The sequence below is a fragment of the Amycolatopsis sp. NPDC051061 genome (genome assembly GCF_040682935.1).
Classification (GTDB): Bacteria; Actinomycetota; Actinomycetes; order Mycobacteriales; family Pseudonocardiaceae; genus Amycolatopsis.
Genome location: NZ_JBFBBZ010000005.1, coordinates 255991 through 271388, shown reverse-complemented (window position 1 = coordinate 271388; position 15398 = coordinate 255991). Strand labels below are relative to the sequence as shown.

Below are 15398 nucleotides of genomic sequence, written 5' to 3'. Positions count from 1 at the left end.
ATGTTACGCTGCATTCCGTTGTGGACGGTCCTCGTCGCGCGTTGTCCTGCGCCGAACTCGCCGGTGCCGCCCGGGCACCGTTGCTCGACGACCGCGGCCGCATCGTCGATCCCCTGCTCGTCGTCGACCTCGACACGCCCGTCGCAGACGGTCCCGTCCGATCGGATCGGGTGCTCGTCGGGATCACCACCGCGGACAGACTCGACGCGGGACACCGGAACCTGGCGGCGGCGCTCGACCTCACCTTCGGCCCGGCGACGCTCGCCGGCTCCGGCCGGATGTTCGCCGCCACCGACGATCCCGAGACCACCGCCACGGGCCTGTGTGAAGCGGCCGAGGCGAATCCGCAGGCCACCCTCGTGCTCGCGCAGGTGCTGCGCACCGCCGGGAACCTCTCCGGCCCGGCCGCGCTGGACGCCGAGTCCCTGGCGTACTCGACTTTGCTCGGCGGGGCCGAGTTCAAAGCCTGGCTCGCGCGACGCGGTCCGCGAGCGCTGCCTCCCGCGGCGGCCGACCCGGTGCTCGTCGCCCGGACCGGAAACGTCCTGCACCTCACGCTGAACCGTCCCGAGCGCCGCAACGCCTTCGGCCGTCAGCTCCGCGACGCCCTCGTCGACGCGCTGCGCATCGCCGAACTGGACGACACCGTGGAGCGGATCCTGCTCGATGGGGCGGGACCGTCCTTCTGCGCGGGCGGCGACCTCGCCGAGTTCGGCACCGCCCCCGACCTCGCGACCGCCCACTTCGTGCGCACCCGGGCCGGTGCGGCCCTGCCGCTGCACCGGCTCGCCGGACGCGTCGAGGCGCGTGTGCACGGCAGCTGCGTCGGCGCGGGGATCGAGCTGCCCGCGTTCGCCGGGCGGGTGATCGCTCATCCCGCGGCCACCTTCCGGCTGCCCGAGATCGGCATGGGTCTTCTCCCGGGCGCCGGGGGCACGGTGAGCATCCCGCGCCGGATCGGGCGCTGGCGCACGCTGCTCCTGGCGTTGACCGGCGAGCCGCTCGACGCGGCGACCGCGCTGGCCTGGGGTCTCGTGGACGAGCTGGATCCTCAGGCCGGCGTCCAGGTGAAGACCGGGTACCAGACGCCGAACGGGTCCGCGCTGTAGTGGCACTTCGCCCGCGTTGCCCGGCCTTCCCACGCTCCGGAGAGAACCTGCCACGCCGCCCGGCCGCCGACGAGCAGGTCGTCCGCCAGTTCCGGCTCGAGCTTGAGGAACGGTTCGGGATCGCCGGCGCGCAGGGCATCCTCGAGTACCCCGTCCAGGTCCAGCGCCCGCGGGTCTTCGTAGCCCGGCGCTTTCGGCCCGCGGCGCGCGCTGCCGTCGGCCATGATCAGCAGCCCGATCCGTTCGGGTCGTACGGCCAGCCGTCTCCCGTAGCCGCGGCAGTCCTCGACCGGCAGTGCCGCGTCCACGCCGTGGAGTTCGACCGGCACGGCCCCGAGCAGTTCCCTCGCCACGGCGAGACTGAGCGGCAGCACCTCACCCGGGGGTAGCGGCTCGGTTCCCGGCGCGAATAAGTGTCGCGGCGACAAGGCTTCCACCGGCCAGACCCGGGTACTCGGCGCACCTCCGACGGCCACGACGACGTCCGCACCGGCCAGGTCCTCGACCGCCGCCCGGCACGCCGTACGCAACTCCTCGACCTCCGGGACCGGTCCGCCGGTGACGCCGGGCAACAGCAGTGGCGGGTGCGGGCAGGTGACAGCGCGGACGATCACGCGAGCCCCCGGACGGCTCTGGCCGGTGCCTTCCGGCCGCTCACGACCGCGACCATGTCGAGCACGTCGCGCGTTTCGGCGATGTTGTGCGCCCGGAACACGGCGGCGCCTTCCCAGGCGCAGACCGCGGTCACCGCGAGGCTGCCGGCGACCCGATCCGGTACCGCCGCGTCCAGTGCCTCGCCGACGAAGTCCTTGTTCGACAGCGACGCGAGCACCGGCCACCCGGACTCGGTCAGCTGCGCGAACCGGCGGGTCAGCTCCAGCGAGTGCCAGGTGTTCTTGCCGAAGTCGTGTGTCGGGTCGATCAGGATCCCGGCCGCGGGCACGCCCGCACGGACGAGCGCGTCGGCCCGGCCGGTGACCTCGTCGACGACGTCGGCGACCACGTCGGCGAAGGCGCTTCGGTGCGGGCGCGTCCGCGGGACGGCGCCACCGGTGTGGGTGCAGACGTACCCGGCACCGAATTCGGCGGCTACGTCGGCGAGTTTCGGATCCGCGCCCGCCCAGGTGTCGTTGAGCAGGTCCGCGCCGGCTTCGCAGGCGAGCCGGCCGACCTCGTGGCGCCAGGTGTCGACGCTGATGGCCAGGTCCGGGAACCGGTCGCGGATCTCGGCGACGAACGGGATCACCCGGCGGATCTCCTCCGGCACGTCGACCGTGGCGCCCGGCCCGGCCTTGACTCCGCCGATGTCGACGATGTCCGCGCCGTCCGCGACGGCTCGTTCGACCGCCGCGAGGGCCTGGTCCCGGCCGAAGGTCGCACCGCGATCGTAGAAGGAGTCCGGGGTGCGGTTCACGATCGCCATGATCAGCGCCCGGTCCCGGCGCATCGCCCGCCCCCGGAACCGGATCTCCGGGGGCCTGCGGACTCGCATTCGGGTGCCTTCTCAGACGGTTTCGGCGGCCTTGGCCAGCTTCTTGCTCTTGTCGAAGTGCGCGACGTCGGCCAGCGTGCCGCCGAGGATGGCCGCGCGGTCCTCGTCGGAGACCCCTTCGAAGTTGAAGGCGACGCAGTCGGCGCTGCTGCGGAAGGTGCCCTCCGCGTGCGGGTAGTCGTTGCCCCACGTGATCGTCGACAGCCCGGTGATGTGGCGGGCCTTGACGGCGGTCGGGTCGTCGGCGAACTGCACGTGGATCTGCCGCTGGACGTACTCGGTCGGCTTGAGCGGGTAGGGCCACTTGTCGTTGATGGCGAACAGCCGTCCCATGGCGGGCTGGTCGTTCGCGGGGCGGCTGTCGTCCCAGAAGCCGAGCCACCAGTCCGGGTCCTGGCCGATGCCGGTCCGCCAGGACTTCTCCATCATGCCCATGTACGACACCAGCCAGCCGGCGCCGAACTCGGTCAGGTTGAAGTGCAGGTCGGGGAACCGTTCGCAGACCCCGCCGCCGACGAGGGCGGCGATGATGCCCTGCGGGCTGGCCGACGCGGTGTTCCCGCCGCCCATCGTCCGGCCCGACACCATGTCGTCGGTCAGCTGGCCCTTGCCCATGTTCATCGCCGTCATCAGGCCCTTGACCGTGGTCGCCGTCTCGGACACCTGCTCCTTGACGTGCACCCCGCCGGTGGCGACGTGGAAGAAGACCGGCAACCCGTTCGCCTGCGCGGCGGCCCACACCGGGTCGTACTCGCGCGACCAGTACGGCAGCGGCGGGATCTCCGGCAGCAGGATGGCGCCCAGCCCCGCGCGTTTGATCCGCTCGATCTCGGCGACCGCTTCGGGGATGTCGGTGAGCGGGATCGCCGCGGTCGGGCGCAGCCGCTGCTCGTACGGGAGGTACCGCTCGACCAGGTAGTCGTTCCACACGCGACAGTGCGCCATCGACAGCTCGTGGTCGTCGGTGAACAGGACGAACAGCGACAGGTTCGGGAACATCACCGAGGCGTCGACCCCGTCGAAGTCCATGTCCCGGATGATGTGGTCCGGCTCCCCGTCCGGGGTCTCCCCGCCGATCTGCCGGTACTTGGAGATCGTCCAGCCGTCGAACCCGATCGTGTGCAGCTTCTTGAACTCCGTGTGCCCGCCCTCGACGATCGGCTCGTCGAGGGTGAACTCCTCTTCCCAGAGGGCGCGTTCCCGGAGGTGTTTGGGCAGCCGGGCCTTGAACAGGTCGACCGGCTCGATGATGTGCGAGTCGCCCGACACGACGAATTCCTTGAACACAGGCCGTACCTCTCTTCGAACCTCGACGTCCGCTCCAGAACCGGTACCTGGCTGACTAGAGAATTTAGCTGTACCGACCGGTCGGGTCAACGCCCTTTCAGTGCATCCAATGTTCGGTTCGGCAACGATCTCCGGGCTGCAACAGGAGAAACACAGCCACAGCAGTCGCAAATGAGTATACTGAAAGCATGACGACGGCGTACTCGTTCTCTTCGCGGCTCTACATCGACGGACGCTGGACCGAAGGCAGTTCGGACGTGCGCGTCGCCGTGCGCAACCCGGCGACGGAGGAGACGATCGCGGACGTCCCCCAGGCCTCGCTCGCCGATGTGCGCCGAGCGATCACCGCGGCGCGAAGGGCCTTCGACGAAGGCCCTTGGCCACGGATGAAGCCCGCCGAACGTGCCGCGGTCCTGCTGCGCATGGCAGCGGACATGGAACGTCGTCTCCCCGAGCTCGTCGCCGTCAACATGGCCGAAGCGGGATCGGTCCGCTGGGTGGCGGAAAGCATCCAGACCAGCGTCCCGGTGGCACATCTGCGAGACATGGCCGAGCGGGTGATCCCCGCTTTCGCCTGGGAACGCCCCGTGGACCCCACGATCACGCCCGGGGCCGGCATCTCGCAGGGACAGCTGCGACGCGAGGCTTTCGGTGTGTGCGCGCTGATCCCCGCCTACAACTTCCCCTTCTTCCTCAGCATGATGAAGCTGATCCCGGCGCTGGCCTCGGGCTGCACAGCGGTCCTGAAACCAGCGCCCGCCACGCCACTGGAATCCTTGCTGATCGGAGACTTCGCCGACGCCGCCGGCTTGCCACCAGGGGTACTGAATGTCGTGACCGGTGACGCCGAAGCCGGGCACGAACTGACGACGAACCCGATGGTGGATCTCGTCAGCTTCACCGGATCGGACGCCGTCGGGCGCATGGTCTACACACAGGCCGCGGGGTCGATGAAGAAGGTCGTCCTCGAGCTCGGCGGGAAGTCCGCGAGCATCGTCCGCGCCGACGCCGACCTCGACGGCGCTGTCCGGTCCGCTCTGGCGGGCATCACGGTGCACGCCGGCCAGGGCTGCTCGCTGCTGACGCGCACGATCGTCCACGAGTCCCTCCACGACGAGCTGGTCGAGCGGATTCGCGCGGACCTGGCCCGGGTCACCGTCGGCGATCCCGCCCGCGAATCCACCACAATGGGCCCGCTGATCAGCGCGGCCCAGCGAGACAAGGTCGAGAAGCTCATCCGCACCGGCGAAGAGGAAGGGGCACAGCTCGTCAGCCGTGGTGGCCGTCCGGCCGGGCTCGACAAGGGCTACTTCCTGGAGCCGGCGCTCTTCACCGGGGTCGACAACTCGATGACGATCGCGCAGACGGAGTTCTTCGGCCCGGTCGGCGTCGTCATCCCGTTCCGCACCGACGACGAGGCGGTCCGGATCGCGAACGACAGCCCCTACGGCCTGTCGGGTGCGGTCTGGAGCGCCGACACCGCCTCGGCCTACGAGATCGCGACCCGGATCCGCACCGGCAGCGTCTCGATCAACGGCGGCGGTGGTGGGGTGAACCCGCGGATGGCGTTCGGCGGGTACAAGCAGAGCGGACTCGGCCGGGAATGGGGCGAGTTCGGGCTCGACGAGTACCTGCAGACCAAGAGCATCAGCTTGGCTGCCCGCTGAGACCCGTCTCGCGCACCGGCAGGATGATCGCCGACGGGTGGGCCGGATCGTGGAACGCCTCCTGGTCGGCGGCACGCAGCGTGCTCGCGGTGCCGTGCGGGTCACCCGTGCCGGTGTTGCGGGCGTACCGCGGGAACGCGCCGCTGGAGACCTGGACCCGGATGCGGTGCCCGCGCTCGAAGCGGTGCGCGGTGGCCCACAGCCGGACCTCGGCGCGGGTCAGCTCGTCGGCGCCGGTCAGGCTGACCAGTCCGTCGCACACGTTGTGCGAGCGCCCGCGGGGATCGACGTCGCACAGCCGGACGAAGACGTCCGCCCAGGCCAGGCTCGAGCGGAACCAGATCTCCGCGGCGACCTCACCGATCACCTCGACGTCCTCGTCGAGCACCTCCGTGGTGTAGGTCAGCACGTCCGGCCGCGCTTCCAGCCCGGCGTTGTCGACCCGGCCGCTGTCGCGGACCATGCGCACACCCCCGACCGCGGGAGTGGGGTCCGCCGGGTCGTAGCGGTACCGGTCGGGCGACGAGTCCCCGGGGACGTCGGTGGACAGCGCTCCGCCGGGCCGGAGGTGGAAACGCCGGGCCGGGTAGCCGCGCGGCGGCCAATGGTCGAAGTCCCGCCAGGCTTCCTCGCCCATCACGTACAGGCGTACCGGCGCCCGCTCCGGAGGTTGCTCGCCACGCGCGTGGGCGAGCCCGAACTCGAGCATCTCCCGCAGCGGCGTGCCGTCGGCGGCGAGGTGTGTCCAGGGCCCGACTGTCAGTCGCGCCGGACGCCCCGCCGCCTGCAGGATCTTGAAGTCTTCGGGCTGACCGGGCAGGAAGATGTCGTACCAGCCGGCGAGCGAGCTGACCGGCACGGTCACGTCGGCGACCCCGTCCCGGTGGTCGATCCCGGCCCAGCGCCCGGCATCCCGGTCGTGGGTCAGCAGGTCCTGGACGTAGTCGAGGCGCCGCCCCGCGGCCACGACGTCCGCCTGCCCCAACGGCAGCGTCAGCAGGGCCCGGCGCCTTCGCCTGCCCTGGGTGAAGAGGCTCCGCAGCAGCGCGCCGCGGCGCTCCTGGAGAGCGGTCATGACACCCCACTGGAAGGGCGTCTCCAGCGAAAGCCCGTCCTTGCGCAGGAACTCCAGCGTCAGCGCCGACTCCGTGAGCAGCGGGACCATCGCCTTGACCTCTGGCGGCAGGCGGTCGGCCACCGCCCATTGCGCGTACCCGAGGTAGCTTGCCCCGGCCAGCACGATGGAGCCACCGAACCACGCCTGCTCCACCACCCACGCCAACGTCGCCAAGCCGTCGTCACGCTCGCGCCTGAACGGCTCGAAGACGCCACCTGCACCGAAGGTGCCCCGGACGCTCTGCATCAGCACCTGGAACCCCCGCTCAGCCAGCGGCCTGGCCATGCCCGCCCCCCACAGGCCGCCCCGGCCGTACGGGCTGCGCAGTATCGCGACCGGCAGTCCGTCACCCCCGGCCCGGGGTGCCCACCGGTCCGCCAGGAGCACGGCGCCGTCGGGCATGGGGACGCGAAGATCGCGCTGCACGACCAGGTCCCGCGTCAGCGGCGGATCCAGCCGCAGCGCGCGCTGGAGAAGGTGACTGGTCGGATTCACCGGCGATCACCTCGGAGGTGCGGTTCGAGCACGGCCCCGGTCCGTCCACCCTGCGCCCGGCCGAGGCCGGGAGCCACGCTGATCGGGTGGGCCGCCTCGGCCGTCCTCGTCGGGGGTGGTCCCCCAGTCGTCGGCGGCGGGGGCGCGCTCGTTCCGAACCGGATCCGGACGCACACGGCGTTACCAGGTCACCGGCAGCTCGTACACGCCGTAGGCGAGCGAATCACCCTTGAACTCGAGCTCGTCGCGGTCGACCGCGAGCCGCAGGGTCGGCACACGCCGGTAGAGCGTGCTGTAGACGACCTGCAGCTCGATGCGCGCGAGCTGCTGACCGAGGCACTGGTGGGCGCCCCAGGCGAACGCGTGGTGGTGCCGCGCCGCGCGGGTCAGGTCGAGCCGTTCCGGCTCGGGGAACGCCTCCGGATCCCAGTTGCCCGCCGGCAGCGAGACGATGATGCCGTCCCCCGCCCGGATGGTTTCGCCCGCGATCTCGATGTCCTCCAGCGCGATCCGCCGTTGCCCGAGGTGCGGGATGGTCAGGTAGCGCAGCAGCTCCTCGACCGCGTTCGCGACGACCGCCGGGTCCTCCGTGGTCCGCAGGAGCTCCAGCTGGTCCGGGTTCTCCAGCAGCGCGGCGGTGCCCAGCGTGATCATGTTCGCGCTGGTTTCGTGCCCGGCGATCAGCAGCACCATGGCGAGCAGCGTCGCGTCGGGCAGCTCCAGCTCGCCCGCCTTCACGCGCGCCGCGAAGTCCGACAGCACGTCGTTGCCCGGCTCGGCCATCTTGGTCTGGAGGAGCTGCGTCAGGTAGCCGCCCAGTGCCTGCATGCCCGCGAGGCTTTCCTCGGCGGTGGCGTCGCGCTTGACGGCCACCGTGGCGTGCTCCTGGAAGAAGCCGTGGTCGGCGTACGGCACGCCGAGCAGCTCGCAGATCATCAGCGACGGCAGCGGCAACGACAGCGCCGTCGTCAGGTCCGCCGGGTTCGGTCCGGCCAGCATCCGGTCGATCAGCTCGTCGGTGAACTCCTGGATGGCGGGCCGCAGCTTCTCCATCCGGTTGCGGGTGAACGGGGCCGTCATCATCCGCCGGATCCGCACGTGGTCGGCGCCGTCGGCGTTGAAGATCGTCAACGGCCGGTGGTCGACCGTCTCGGCCATCGCCTGGGTCGGGTACGGGAAGCCGGGCAGCTTCTCGTTCACGCTCACCCGGGGGTCCGACAGGATCTCGCGCTGCGCGGCGTGGCCGGTGACGATCCACGGCGTGCTGCCGTCCCAGATCCGCGCCTGGAACAGCGGTTTCCCCTGTTCCAGCAGCTCGGCCGGCGGCGCGAACGGGCACTGGCCGTCCCTGACCCCCGGGTACTCGGGAACCCGCGTTTCGGCGGTTTCTGTCTCGGCCATCGTCTTTCCTCCGAACTCGGGTGGGAACGCGGTCAGTCCTCGATGCTGATCGCCAGGGCCGGGCACACCGCCGCCGCCTGGCGGACGTCGCCGGCCAGCCGCGGTGGTGGGTTCTCGTTCAGCAGCACGACGATGCCGTCCTCATCACGCTGGTCGAACACATCCATCGCGGCGACCACGCACTGCCCGGCCGCAACGCACTTCTCCTCGTCGACGACGATCTTCATGGCTGTCTCCTGCTCGTTCAAAGAAGGGCGGGTGCGTCGACGATCTCCGCGCTACGCAGGCGCGCCTGCTTCGGCATGTTCCAGCCGAGGACGCCGGTGATCACACCGCCGCTGCGATACCGCGCGACGAACCGGCGGGCCGAAACGTCCCCCTCGACGACCTCGACGTCGGCATCAACCGGCAGAAAGCCGTGCACCTGGAGCTTCGCGTCGAACTGGTCGGTCCAGAAGTACGGCACCGGCACGTACGGCTCGTCCGCACCGAGGATCACCCCGGCGACCGCCGCGGCCTGCATCGTGACGTTCGTCCGGTTTTCCAGGCGGACCAGCCGCCCGAGCCCCTCGTGGTGCCACCGGGCCACGTCGCCGACCGCGTAGACCCCCTCCGCCGCGCGGCAGCGGGAATCGCACACGACGCCGTTGTCGAGGCGCAGGCCGCTGCCGGCCAGCCATTCCGTCGCCGGGGACGCGCCGATCGCGACGACCACCACGTCGGCGGGCAGCACCTCGCCCGCGCCCAGCCGCACGCCGGTGACCCGCGTGCCTTCGGCAGCCAGCCCCACGACGCCGTCGCCCAGCCGGAGCCGCACCCCGCGTTCGTGGTGCAGCTCCGCCAGGGCCGCCGACACCAGCGGGCCCACCTGGAGCGCCATCGGCGCCGGCTGCGGGCCGGTCATGGTCACGTCCAGGCCGAGCATCCGCACGGTCGCTGTGATCTCGGCCCCGAGAACGCCTTCGCCGACGACCACGACCCGTGCGCCCGCCGACAGAGCCCGCCGCAGCACCAGCGCGTCGTCGAGAGTGCGCAGCACATGCACACCGGTAAGGCCCTCCTGCTCGGGCAAGGTTCGCGGCCGCAGACCCGTGGCGATGACGATCGCGTCGGCCTGCACCTCACGACCGGACGCGGTCCACACCGTCTGCGTCACCGGATCCAGCGCGACCGCCGGGTCACCGAGCACGATGTCCGCTTCCAGCGCGGACATCGCCTCCTGCGTCCGCAACGCGGTCCGCGTCGGCTCCCACGCACCCGAGAGCACCTGCTTGGACAGCGGCGGCCGGTCGTACGGTGCGTGCGGCTCACCGCCGAGCACGACGACCTCGCCCGCGTACCCCTTGCGCCGCAGAGATTCCACTGTGGACAATCCGGACGCGGACGCGCCCACCACCAGTACCCGGGCCGGGGCCGTCATGCGAACGCCCGCAAACTCATCCCTGACTCCTCCAGCAGCCGGTGGAACACGCCGTCACGAAAAGTAGACCACCCGGTCGAAACAATCAAACGCGGGTCTCTCAGACGAGGTAGCGCCCGCCGTTCACGCTGAGGGTCTGGCCGGTCACGTAGCCGGCCTCCTCGGAGACGAGGTACGCAACCGCGTAGGCGATGTCCTCCGGCCGGCCGGCCCGCTTCATCGGCATTGTGGCCGCGGCCGCCTCGACGTCGATGGGGCCTTCGCGGATCAGGGGCGTGTCGATGAACCCGGGAGGCACGTTGTTGACCGTGATCCCCTTGTCGGCGTACTCCATGGCGAGCGCCTTCGTGAGACCGATGACCCCGCCTTTGGACGCCGCGTAGTGGGCCATGGCGGGCGCCCCGGTCTGCGCGGACGACGAGGAGATGTTGACGATTCGTCCCCAGCCCGCCGCGAGCATGTCGGGCACCAGCTCGCGCGTGACCAGGAACGGACCCCGGAGGTTGACTCCGATCAGCCGGTCCCACGATGCCTCGGTGATGCTCGTGAACGGCTCGTAGGCGGTGATGCCGGCGTTGTTGACCAGGATCGAGACGGGGCCGAGCTCGTCGCGGGTCCGGGTCGCCGCCGCGGTCACCGCGGTGGCTTCGGCCGCATCTCCCGCCACCGCGATCGCCGTGCCGCCCGCTTCGCGGATCCCGGCGACGGTCTTCTCGGCCCCCGCGCCGTCCAGGTCCCAAACCGCGACGGCGGCCCCCTGGGCCGCGAGCACGGTGGCGATCGCTTCACCGATCCCGCGGCCGCCACCGGTGACGACCGCGACCTTTCCTTCGAGTGACATGTTCGCTCCTTGTGTTTCGGCGTCGTGGTTTTGAACGTCGCGACGTCGTCGTGCGGCCGCCTCGCGACCCGGCTCACCGCCCGGCCGCGAGGCGGCTCGCTATTCGGCCAAGGCTTCGCGAGCCGCGGTGCGGGCCGCGGTGGCCCGGGGGAAGCCGGCATAGCCACTGGCGTGGTAGATGACCTCGGCGAGCTCGTCCTTCGTCAGCCCGTTCGTCACCGCGATCCGGAAGTGGGTCCGCAGTTCCGACTCGGCGCCGAGCGCGATCAGGATGCCCAGCGTGAGCAGGCTGCGGTCACGGCGACCGAGTCCTTCACGGGCCCACAACGCCGCCCAGACACTGGTCAGCCCGATCTCCACGAGGTCCTCGCCGAGCAGGCCGTCGCGTAGGTCGATGTCCCCGTCGGGGAACACGCCAGGCAGCACCTGGCGCATGGTTTCGAGCCCCACGGCCCGGAGGTCGGGCTCGGCGACAGCGGTTCCCTCGGCGTCCTCGGTCGTCATGCATGACTCCTGTCGCATCCGGTCGCGTACTGGTCGTAGGCAAAATTAGAACAGTCGGTCGGTAGAATCAACGCTTCGTCGCAACTTGCCTGAAACCCTTCGTTGAACTGACCCGCCGCCTCACCTACCCTGACGGCTATATATTCGACCGACCGGTCGAAAATATCAACAGGAGGGCCGATGAGCGAACCGTCGAAGATGCCGGGCACAGCCGATCAGGTCGACGTTCTGGTCGTAGGAGGCGGTGTCACCGGGATCTACCAGCTGTACCGGGCCCGCGAAGCCGGGTTCTCGGTGAAACTGCTCGAAGCGGGCGACGGGGTGGGCGGCACCTGGTTCTGGAACCGCTACCCCGAGGCACGCTTCGACTCGGAGAGCTACACCTACGGCTACCTGTTCTCGAAGGAGCTGTGGGAAGAGTGGGAGTGGTCCGAGCGGTTCGCCGGCCAGCCCGAGATCGAGCGCTACTTCAACCACGTCGTGGACCGGTTCGACCTGCGCCGCGACATCCGGTTCGGCGCCAAGGTGGTCTCCGCCGTCTGGGACGAGGCGGCCGGGGTCTGGACCGTTCGGACGAGTGACGGCGCCGGGTTCCGGGCGCGCTACCTCGTCGCGGCGACCGGCATCCTCTCGGTGCCACACATCCCGGACGTCCCCGGCCGCGAGGACTTCCGCGGCGAACAGCACCACACCGGGCTCTGGCCGAAGACACCCGTCGACTTCGCCGGCAAGCGCGTCGCCCTCGTCGGCACCGGGTCCAGCGGCGTGCAGCTCGTCCCCGCCCTCGCCGACGAGGTGGCCTCGCTGACGATCTTCCAGCGCTCCCCCGACTGGTGCACCCCGCTCAACAACGGCCCCCTCCCGCCCGAAGAGCAGGCGCAGCTCAAGGCGGACTACGAGCGGATCCGCGACACCCTGAACACGTCGCCGAGCGGCTTCCTGCACACGATCAACATGCGCAAGGCCGACGAGGACTCCGCCGAGCAGCGCCAGGAATTCTACGAGAAGATGTGGAACGGGCCCGGCTTCACGAAGCTGACCGAGAACTACATCGACATGCTGACCGACCCCGCCGTGAACGCCGAGTGGTGCGAGTTCATGAAGCGGAAGATCCGCGGCATCGTCGCCGATCCCGAGACGGCCGAGAAGCTGATCCCGGCCGACCACTACGCCGGCCGGCGGCCCCCGTTCGGGACCGGCTACTACGAGGCGTACAACAAGCCGACTGTCTCGCTCGTCTCCCTGAAGGACACCCCGATCGTCCGGGTCACCGAAACGGGGATCGAGACGGCCGAAGGCGCCCAGGACTTCGACATCATCATCTGGGCGACCGGTTACGACTTCGGCACCGGCGCCCTCAACCGCCTGGGCGTCCGCGGCCGGGACGGGCTCGCGCTCGAGGACCACTGGGCGGACGGCCCGCGCACCTTCCTCGGGATCGTGGCCGCCGGCTTCCCGAACTTCTTCTTCCCCGGCGGCCCGCACGGCGCACTGGGCAACAACCCGCGCTACTCCGGCGACCAAGTGGACTTCGTCGTCGACGCACTCGTCCACACCCGCGACCACGGCCACGACGTGGTCGAGGTGACCGCCGCGGCCGAACAGCAGTGGACGGACATGATGAACGACAACGACTCCCGGTCGTCGTTCCTGAAGAGCAGCTACTTCTACGGGGCCAACATCCCCGGCAAGCCGGTCCGGCAGCTGCTGAACCCGACCGGACGCTGGACGCTCCAGCAGATGATCGCCGAGGTCGCCGAGAACGGCTACGCGGCGTTCAGCTTCGCGAAGATCTCCGAAGACGCCGCGTGACCACCCGGCCGGATGGGCGCTGAGCCCATCCGGCCGGGCGAGGTTCTAAGGCAGGAAGGTCGTGACCCGCCGCTGGAACTTCCACACGTTCTTGCGCCGGTGCAGCGTGTCGTCGTAGCGCCCGACCAGCTGGACCGCCCAGCCCGCCTCACCACGCTGGAAGAACGCCAGGTTGCTGATCGCCGTCGCTTCGTATTCGGTCCACGAGGTGAGGACCGTGTTGGCCACGAGGTGCAGCTGCGGCTGCGCCGGGACGAAGGCGGAGTAGCCCTCGCGGATCGCGTCGTGCCCTTCGAAGACCCCCATTCCGGCGATTTCGGCGACGCCGTCCGGCCAGAAGAGCTCGACGATCTCGTCGGTCCGGCCGGCGTCCAGCGCGTGCGCGTAGGCGGCGATGGCGGCCTGCACGCCCGCCGCGACCGACTCTTCGGTGATGGTGCTCATCCGATCTCTCCTAAACCTGGTAGGTGGTCTTGCGGCGCTGCAGCCGCCACTCACCGCTGTGCCGCCGCAACGCGTCGTCGTAGCGCCCCACGACCTGGACCGCCCAGCCCGCTTCGCCGCGCTGGAGGAAGGCCACGTCGCTCACCGCCGTCACTTCTTCGTCGGTCCACGAGGTGAGCACGGTGTTGGTCACGAGGTGCAGCTGCGGCTGCGTCGGCGCCCAGCCCTTGAACGCTTCCCGGAGCGCGTCATGACCTTCGATCGGATCGGCGCCCGGCAGCTCGAGCACCCCGTCCGGCGTGTAGAGGGCGACGACGTCGTCGGTGCGTCCGGCGTCCTGCGCCTGGGTGTGCGCTCCGAGCACGGCGCGCACGCCCACCGCGACCCACGCCTGTGTGGCTTCGCTCATGGTCTCTCCGAAGTCGAAGGGGGTCCTGCGGTCGGCTTCGCAACACCCCGTGGTGAGTGTAGAGTTTGTTTAGACCGATCGGTCGATTATTGAGACACCAGGGTAGGCGACGAGAACACTCCCGGGCAACCCGTCGCGCAGTGTTTCGTTGACCGATCAGTACACAGTTCGTAGCATGCCGGTGCGGCCGTCATCGAGGACCGCCCGCCAAGGAGGAGTTACCGTGACGAAGCGTTGGAAGCAGCGTCCGCCGGGATCGACCTGGGGCGACTGGGGCGAGGACGACGAGCTCGGCCGCATCAACCTGCTCACCCCGCAGAAGATTCTCGAAGGCGTTCGCGAGGTCGAGCACGGGATCGCCTTCAGCCTGAGCCTGCCGCTGGACTACCCCGGCGGGACGGCCCTGAACCAGCGGCGGTACCCGCCGATCACCCGGCCCACCGAGGACCTCGAGCACAAGCAGGACGTCTTCTACAACGTCGTCGCCCGCGACTCGATCGCGCCCGTCCTCACGGACGTGTGGTCCGACGACATGGTGACCCTCTGGCTCCAGTACTCGACGCAGTGGGACGCCCTCGCCCACCAGGGCGCCGAGTTCGACGCCGACGGCGACGGGGTCGACGAACCGGTCTACTACAACGGCTACCGCCCCGGCGTCGACATCGTCGGGCCGCAGGAGGACGCCAAGGGGGACGGCAGCGGCAGCCTCAGCTTCGCGCGTCACCTCGGTCTCGAACACATGGCGGCGCACGGGGTCCAGGGCCGGGGCGTGCTCGTCGACCTGGCCCACCACCTCGGCACGAACTGGCAGCCGGTGAACCTGAAGACGCTGCAGGAGATCATGGCGGCCGACAAGGTCGTCGTCGAGCCCGGTGACATCCTCCTGCTGCACACCGGCTTCGCCACCCAGATCCTCGCCTGGGAAAAGAACCCGGACCCGGTGGCGATCCACGCCACGGCGTCCTACCTCGACGCGCACGACCCGGCGCTGCTGGACTGGATCGCCGATTCGCAGATCTCGGCGCTGGTCGCGGACAACTACGCGGTCGAGGGCCTGGTGCCCGACCAGAACCCGGAGCGGCACACGCTGCTCCCGATCCACAACCTCTGCCTCTTCAAGCTCGGTGTCCCCCTCGGCGAGCTGTGGTACCTGCACGACCTCGCGGCGTGGCTGCGGGAGCACCAGCGCAGCCGCTTCCTGCTGACCGCTCCCCCGCTGCGGCTGCCCGGTGTCCAGGGCAGTCCGCTGACGCCGGTCGCCACCGTCTGAGGCGGCACAGCCGGGGGGGGGGGGGGGGGGGGCCCCCCCCCCCCCCGGGGGGGGGGGGCGCGGCGGTGACGGCTGGAGATGGGGGGGTGAAAAACAACCACCCCAAAACCCCACCCAACACCAACACGAC

General features: G+C 70.3%; 15 protein-coding genes. 4 read left to right on the top strand and 11 right to left on the bottom strand.

Annotation, left to right across the window (positions count from 1 at the left end; all coding sequences use genetic code 11):
* Positions 1 to 20: 20 nt before the first annotated feature.
* Entirely contained in the window at positions 21 to 1109 is a 1089-nt protein-coding gene (locus tag AB0N03_RS09440; protein WP_364367905.1) for an enoyl-CoA hydratase/isomerase family protein, read from the top strand.
* On the opposite strand, the gene AB0N03_RS09435 is transcribed toward AB0N03_RS09440, so the two are convergent.
* From AB0N03_RS09435 to AB0N03_RS09425, 3 genes are read right to left on the bottom strand one after another with little or no spacing between them, the layout of a single operon-like run.
* Positions 1052 to 1723, bottom strand: coding sequence for a hypothetical protein (locus tag AB0N03_RS09435; RefSeq protein WP_364367903.1), 672 nt, complete (start codon positions 1721 to 1723; stop codon positions 1052 to 1054). The two genes, AB0N03_RS09440 and AB0N03_RS09435, sit on opposite strands and share 58 nt — an antisense overlap.
* Positions 1720 to 2556: a dihydropteroate synthase gene (gene folP, locus AB0N03_RS09430; RefSeq protein ID WP_364368118.1), complete on the bottom strand. Its 837-nt coding sequence runs from the start codon at positions 2554 to 2556 to the stop codon at positions 1720 to 1722. Before folP ends, AB0N03_RS09435 begins: the two co-directional genes overlap by 4 nt.
* Positions 2557 to 2613: 57 nt before the next feature.
* Positions 2614 to 3888: an amidohydrolase family protein gene (locus tag AB0N03_RS09425; protein ID WP_364367900.1), complete on the bottom strand. Its 1275-nt coding sequence runs from the start codon at positions 3886 to 3888 to the stop codon at positions 2614 to 2616.
* 188 nt (positions 3889 to 4076) lie between these two features.
* On the opposite strand from AB0N03_RS09425, the gene AB0N03_RS09420 reads away from it, so the two are divergent.
* On the top strand, positions 4077 to 5555 hold the full coding sequence (locus AB0N03_RS09420; RefSeq protein ID WP_364367897.1) for an aldehyde dehydrogenase family protein: 1479 nt from the start codon (positions 4077 to 4079) through the stop codon (positions 5553 to 5555).
* Here the strand turns inward: AB0N03_RS09420 and AB0N03_RS09415 are convergent.
* The 6 genes from AB0N03_RS09415 to AB0N03_RS09390 all read right to left on the bottom strand — a co-directional run bounded on the left by AB0N03_RS09415 (position 5536) and on the right by AB0N03_RS09390 (position 11333).
* Positions 5536 to 7167, bottom strand: coding sequence for a CocE/NonD family hydrolase (locus AB0N03_RS09415; RefSeq protein WP_364367894.1), 1632 nt, complete (start codon positions 7165 to 7167; stop codon positions 5536 to 5538). The genes AB0N03_RS09420 and AB0N03_RS09415 overlap by 20 nt on opposite strands.
* Positions 7168 to 7347: 180 nt before the next feature.
* The gene (locus AB0N03_RS09410) at positions 7348 to 8568 is read right to left on the bottom strand and encodes a cytochrome P450 (protein WP_364367891.1); all 1221 of its coding nucleotides are present in this window, start codon (positions 8566 to 8568) and stop codon (positions 7348 to 7350) included.
* Between the two features lie 32 nt (positions 8569 to 8600).
* On the bottom strand, positions 8601 to 8795 hold the full coding sequence (locus AB0N03_RS09405; RefSeq protein ID WP_364367888.1) for a ferredoxin: 195 nt from the start codon (positions 8793 to 8795) through the stop codon (positions 8601 to 8603).
* A 17-nt stretch (positions 8796 to 8812) separates the two neighbouring features.
* Positions 8813 to 9988, bottom strand: coding sequence for an FAD-dependent oxidoreductase (locus AB0N03_RS09400; protein WP_364367885.1), 1176 nt, complete (start codon positions 9986 to 9988; stop codon positions 8813 to 8815).
* A gap of 100 nt (positions 9989 to 10088) precedes the next feature.
* Positions 10089 to 10829 (bottom strand): SDR family NAD(P)-dependent oxidoreductase, encoded by a 741-nt coding sequence (locus AB0N03_RS09395; protein WP_364367882.1) that lies wholly within the window; start codon positions 10827 to 10829, stop codon positions 10089 to 10091.
* Positions 10830 to 10928: 99 nt separating this feature from the next.
* Positions 10929 to 11333: a carboxymuconolactone decarboxylase family protein gene (locus tag AB0N03_RS09390; protein ID WP_364367879.1), complete on the bottom strand. Its 405-nt coding sequence runs from the start codon at positions 11331 to 11333 to the stop codon at positions 10929 to 10931.
* A 180-nt stretch (positions 11334 to 11513) separates the two neighbouring features.
* On the opposite strand from AB0N03_RS09390, the gene AB0N03_RS09385 reads away from it, so the two are divergent.
* Positions 11514 to 13145, top strand: a complete 1632-nt coding sequence (locus tag AB0N03_RS09385; protein ID WP_364367876.1) for an NAD(P)/FAD-dependent oxidoreductase — start codon at positions 11514 to 11516, stop codon at positions 13143 to 13145.
* Between the two features lie 45 nt (positions 13146 to 13190).
* Here the strand turns inward: AB0N03_RS09385 and AB0N03_RS09380 are convergent, their stop codons facing one another.
* Positions 13191 to 13589: a nuclear transport factor 2 family protein gene (locus tag AB0N03_RS09380; protein ID WP_364367874.1), complete on the bottom strand. Its 399-nt coding sequence runs from the start codon at positions 13587 to 13589 to the stop codon at positions 13191 to 13193.
* A 10-nt stretch (positions 13590 to 13599) separates the two neighbouring features.
* Positions 13600 to 13998 (bottom strand): nuclear transport factor 2 family protein, encoded by a 399-nt coding sequence (locus AB0N03_RS09375; protein ID WP_364367871.1) that lies wholly within the window; start codon positions 13996 to 13998, stop codon positions 13600 to 13602.
* Positions 13999 to 14221: 223 nt separating this feature from the next.
* On the opposite strand from AB0N03_RS09375, the gene AB0N03_RS09370 reads away from it, so the two are divergent.
* Positions 14222 to 15268, top strand: a complete 1047-nt coding sequence (locus AB0N03_RS09370; RefSeq protein WP_364367868.1) for a cyclase family protein — start codon at positions 14222 to 14224, stop codon at positions 15266 to 15268.
* The last annotated feature ends 130 nt before the right edge of the window (positions 15269 to 15398 follow it).

Excerpts from the sequence above, each read along its gene's own strand:
- AB0N03_RS09385 (WP_364367876.1), top strand. The coding sequence starts at position 11,514 with ATGAGCGAACCGTCGAAGATGCCGGGCACAGCCGATCAGGTCGACGTT.
- AB0N03_RS09400 (WP_364367885.1), bottom strand. The coding sequence starts at position 9,988 with ATGACGGCCCCGGCCCGGGTACTGGTGGTGGGCGCGTCCGCGTCCGGA.
- AB0N03_RS09390 (WP_364367879.1), bottom strand. The coding sequence starts at position 11,333 with ATGACGACCGAGGACGCCGAGGGAACCGCTGTCGCCGAGCCCGACCTC.
- AB0N03_RS09405 (WP_364367888.1), bottom strand. The coding sequence starts at position 8,795 with ATGAAGATCGTCGTCGACGAGGAGAAGTGCGTTGCGGCCGGGCAGTGC.
- AB0N03_RS09395 (WP_364367882.1), bottom strand. The coding sequence starts at position 10,829 with ATGTCACTCGAAGGAAAGGTCGCGGTCGTCACCGGTGGCGGCCGCGGG.
- AB0N03_RS09410 (WP_364367891.1), bottom strand. The coding sequence starts at position 8,568 with ATGGCCGAGACAGAAACCGCCGAAACGCGGGTTCCCGAGTACCCGGGG.
- AB0N03_RS09380 (WP_364367874.1), bottom strand. The coding sequence starts at position 13,589 with ATGAGCACCATCACCGAAGAGTCGGTCGCGGCGGGCGTGCAGGCCGCC.
- folP (WP_364368118.1), bottom strand. The coding sequence starts at position 2,556 with ATGCGCCGGGACCGGGCGCTGATCATGGCGATCGTGAACCGCACCCCG.
- AB0N03_RS09420 (WP_364367897.1), top strand. The coding sequence starts at position 4,077 with ATGACGACGGCGTACTCGTTCTCTTCGCGGCTCTACATCGACGGACGC.
- AB0N03_RS09375 (WP_364367871.1), bottom strand. The coding sequence starts at position 13,998 with ATGAGCGAAGCCACACAGGCGTGGGTCGCGGTGGGCGTGCGCGCCGTG.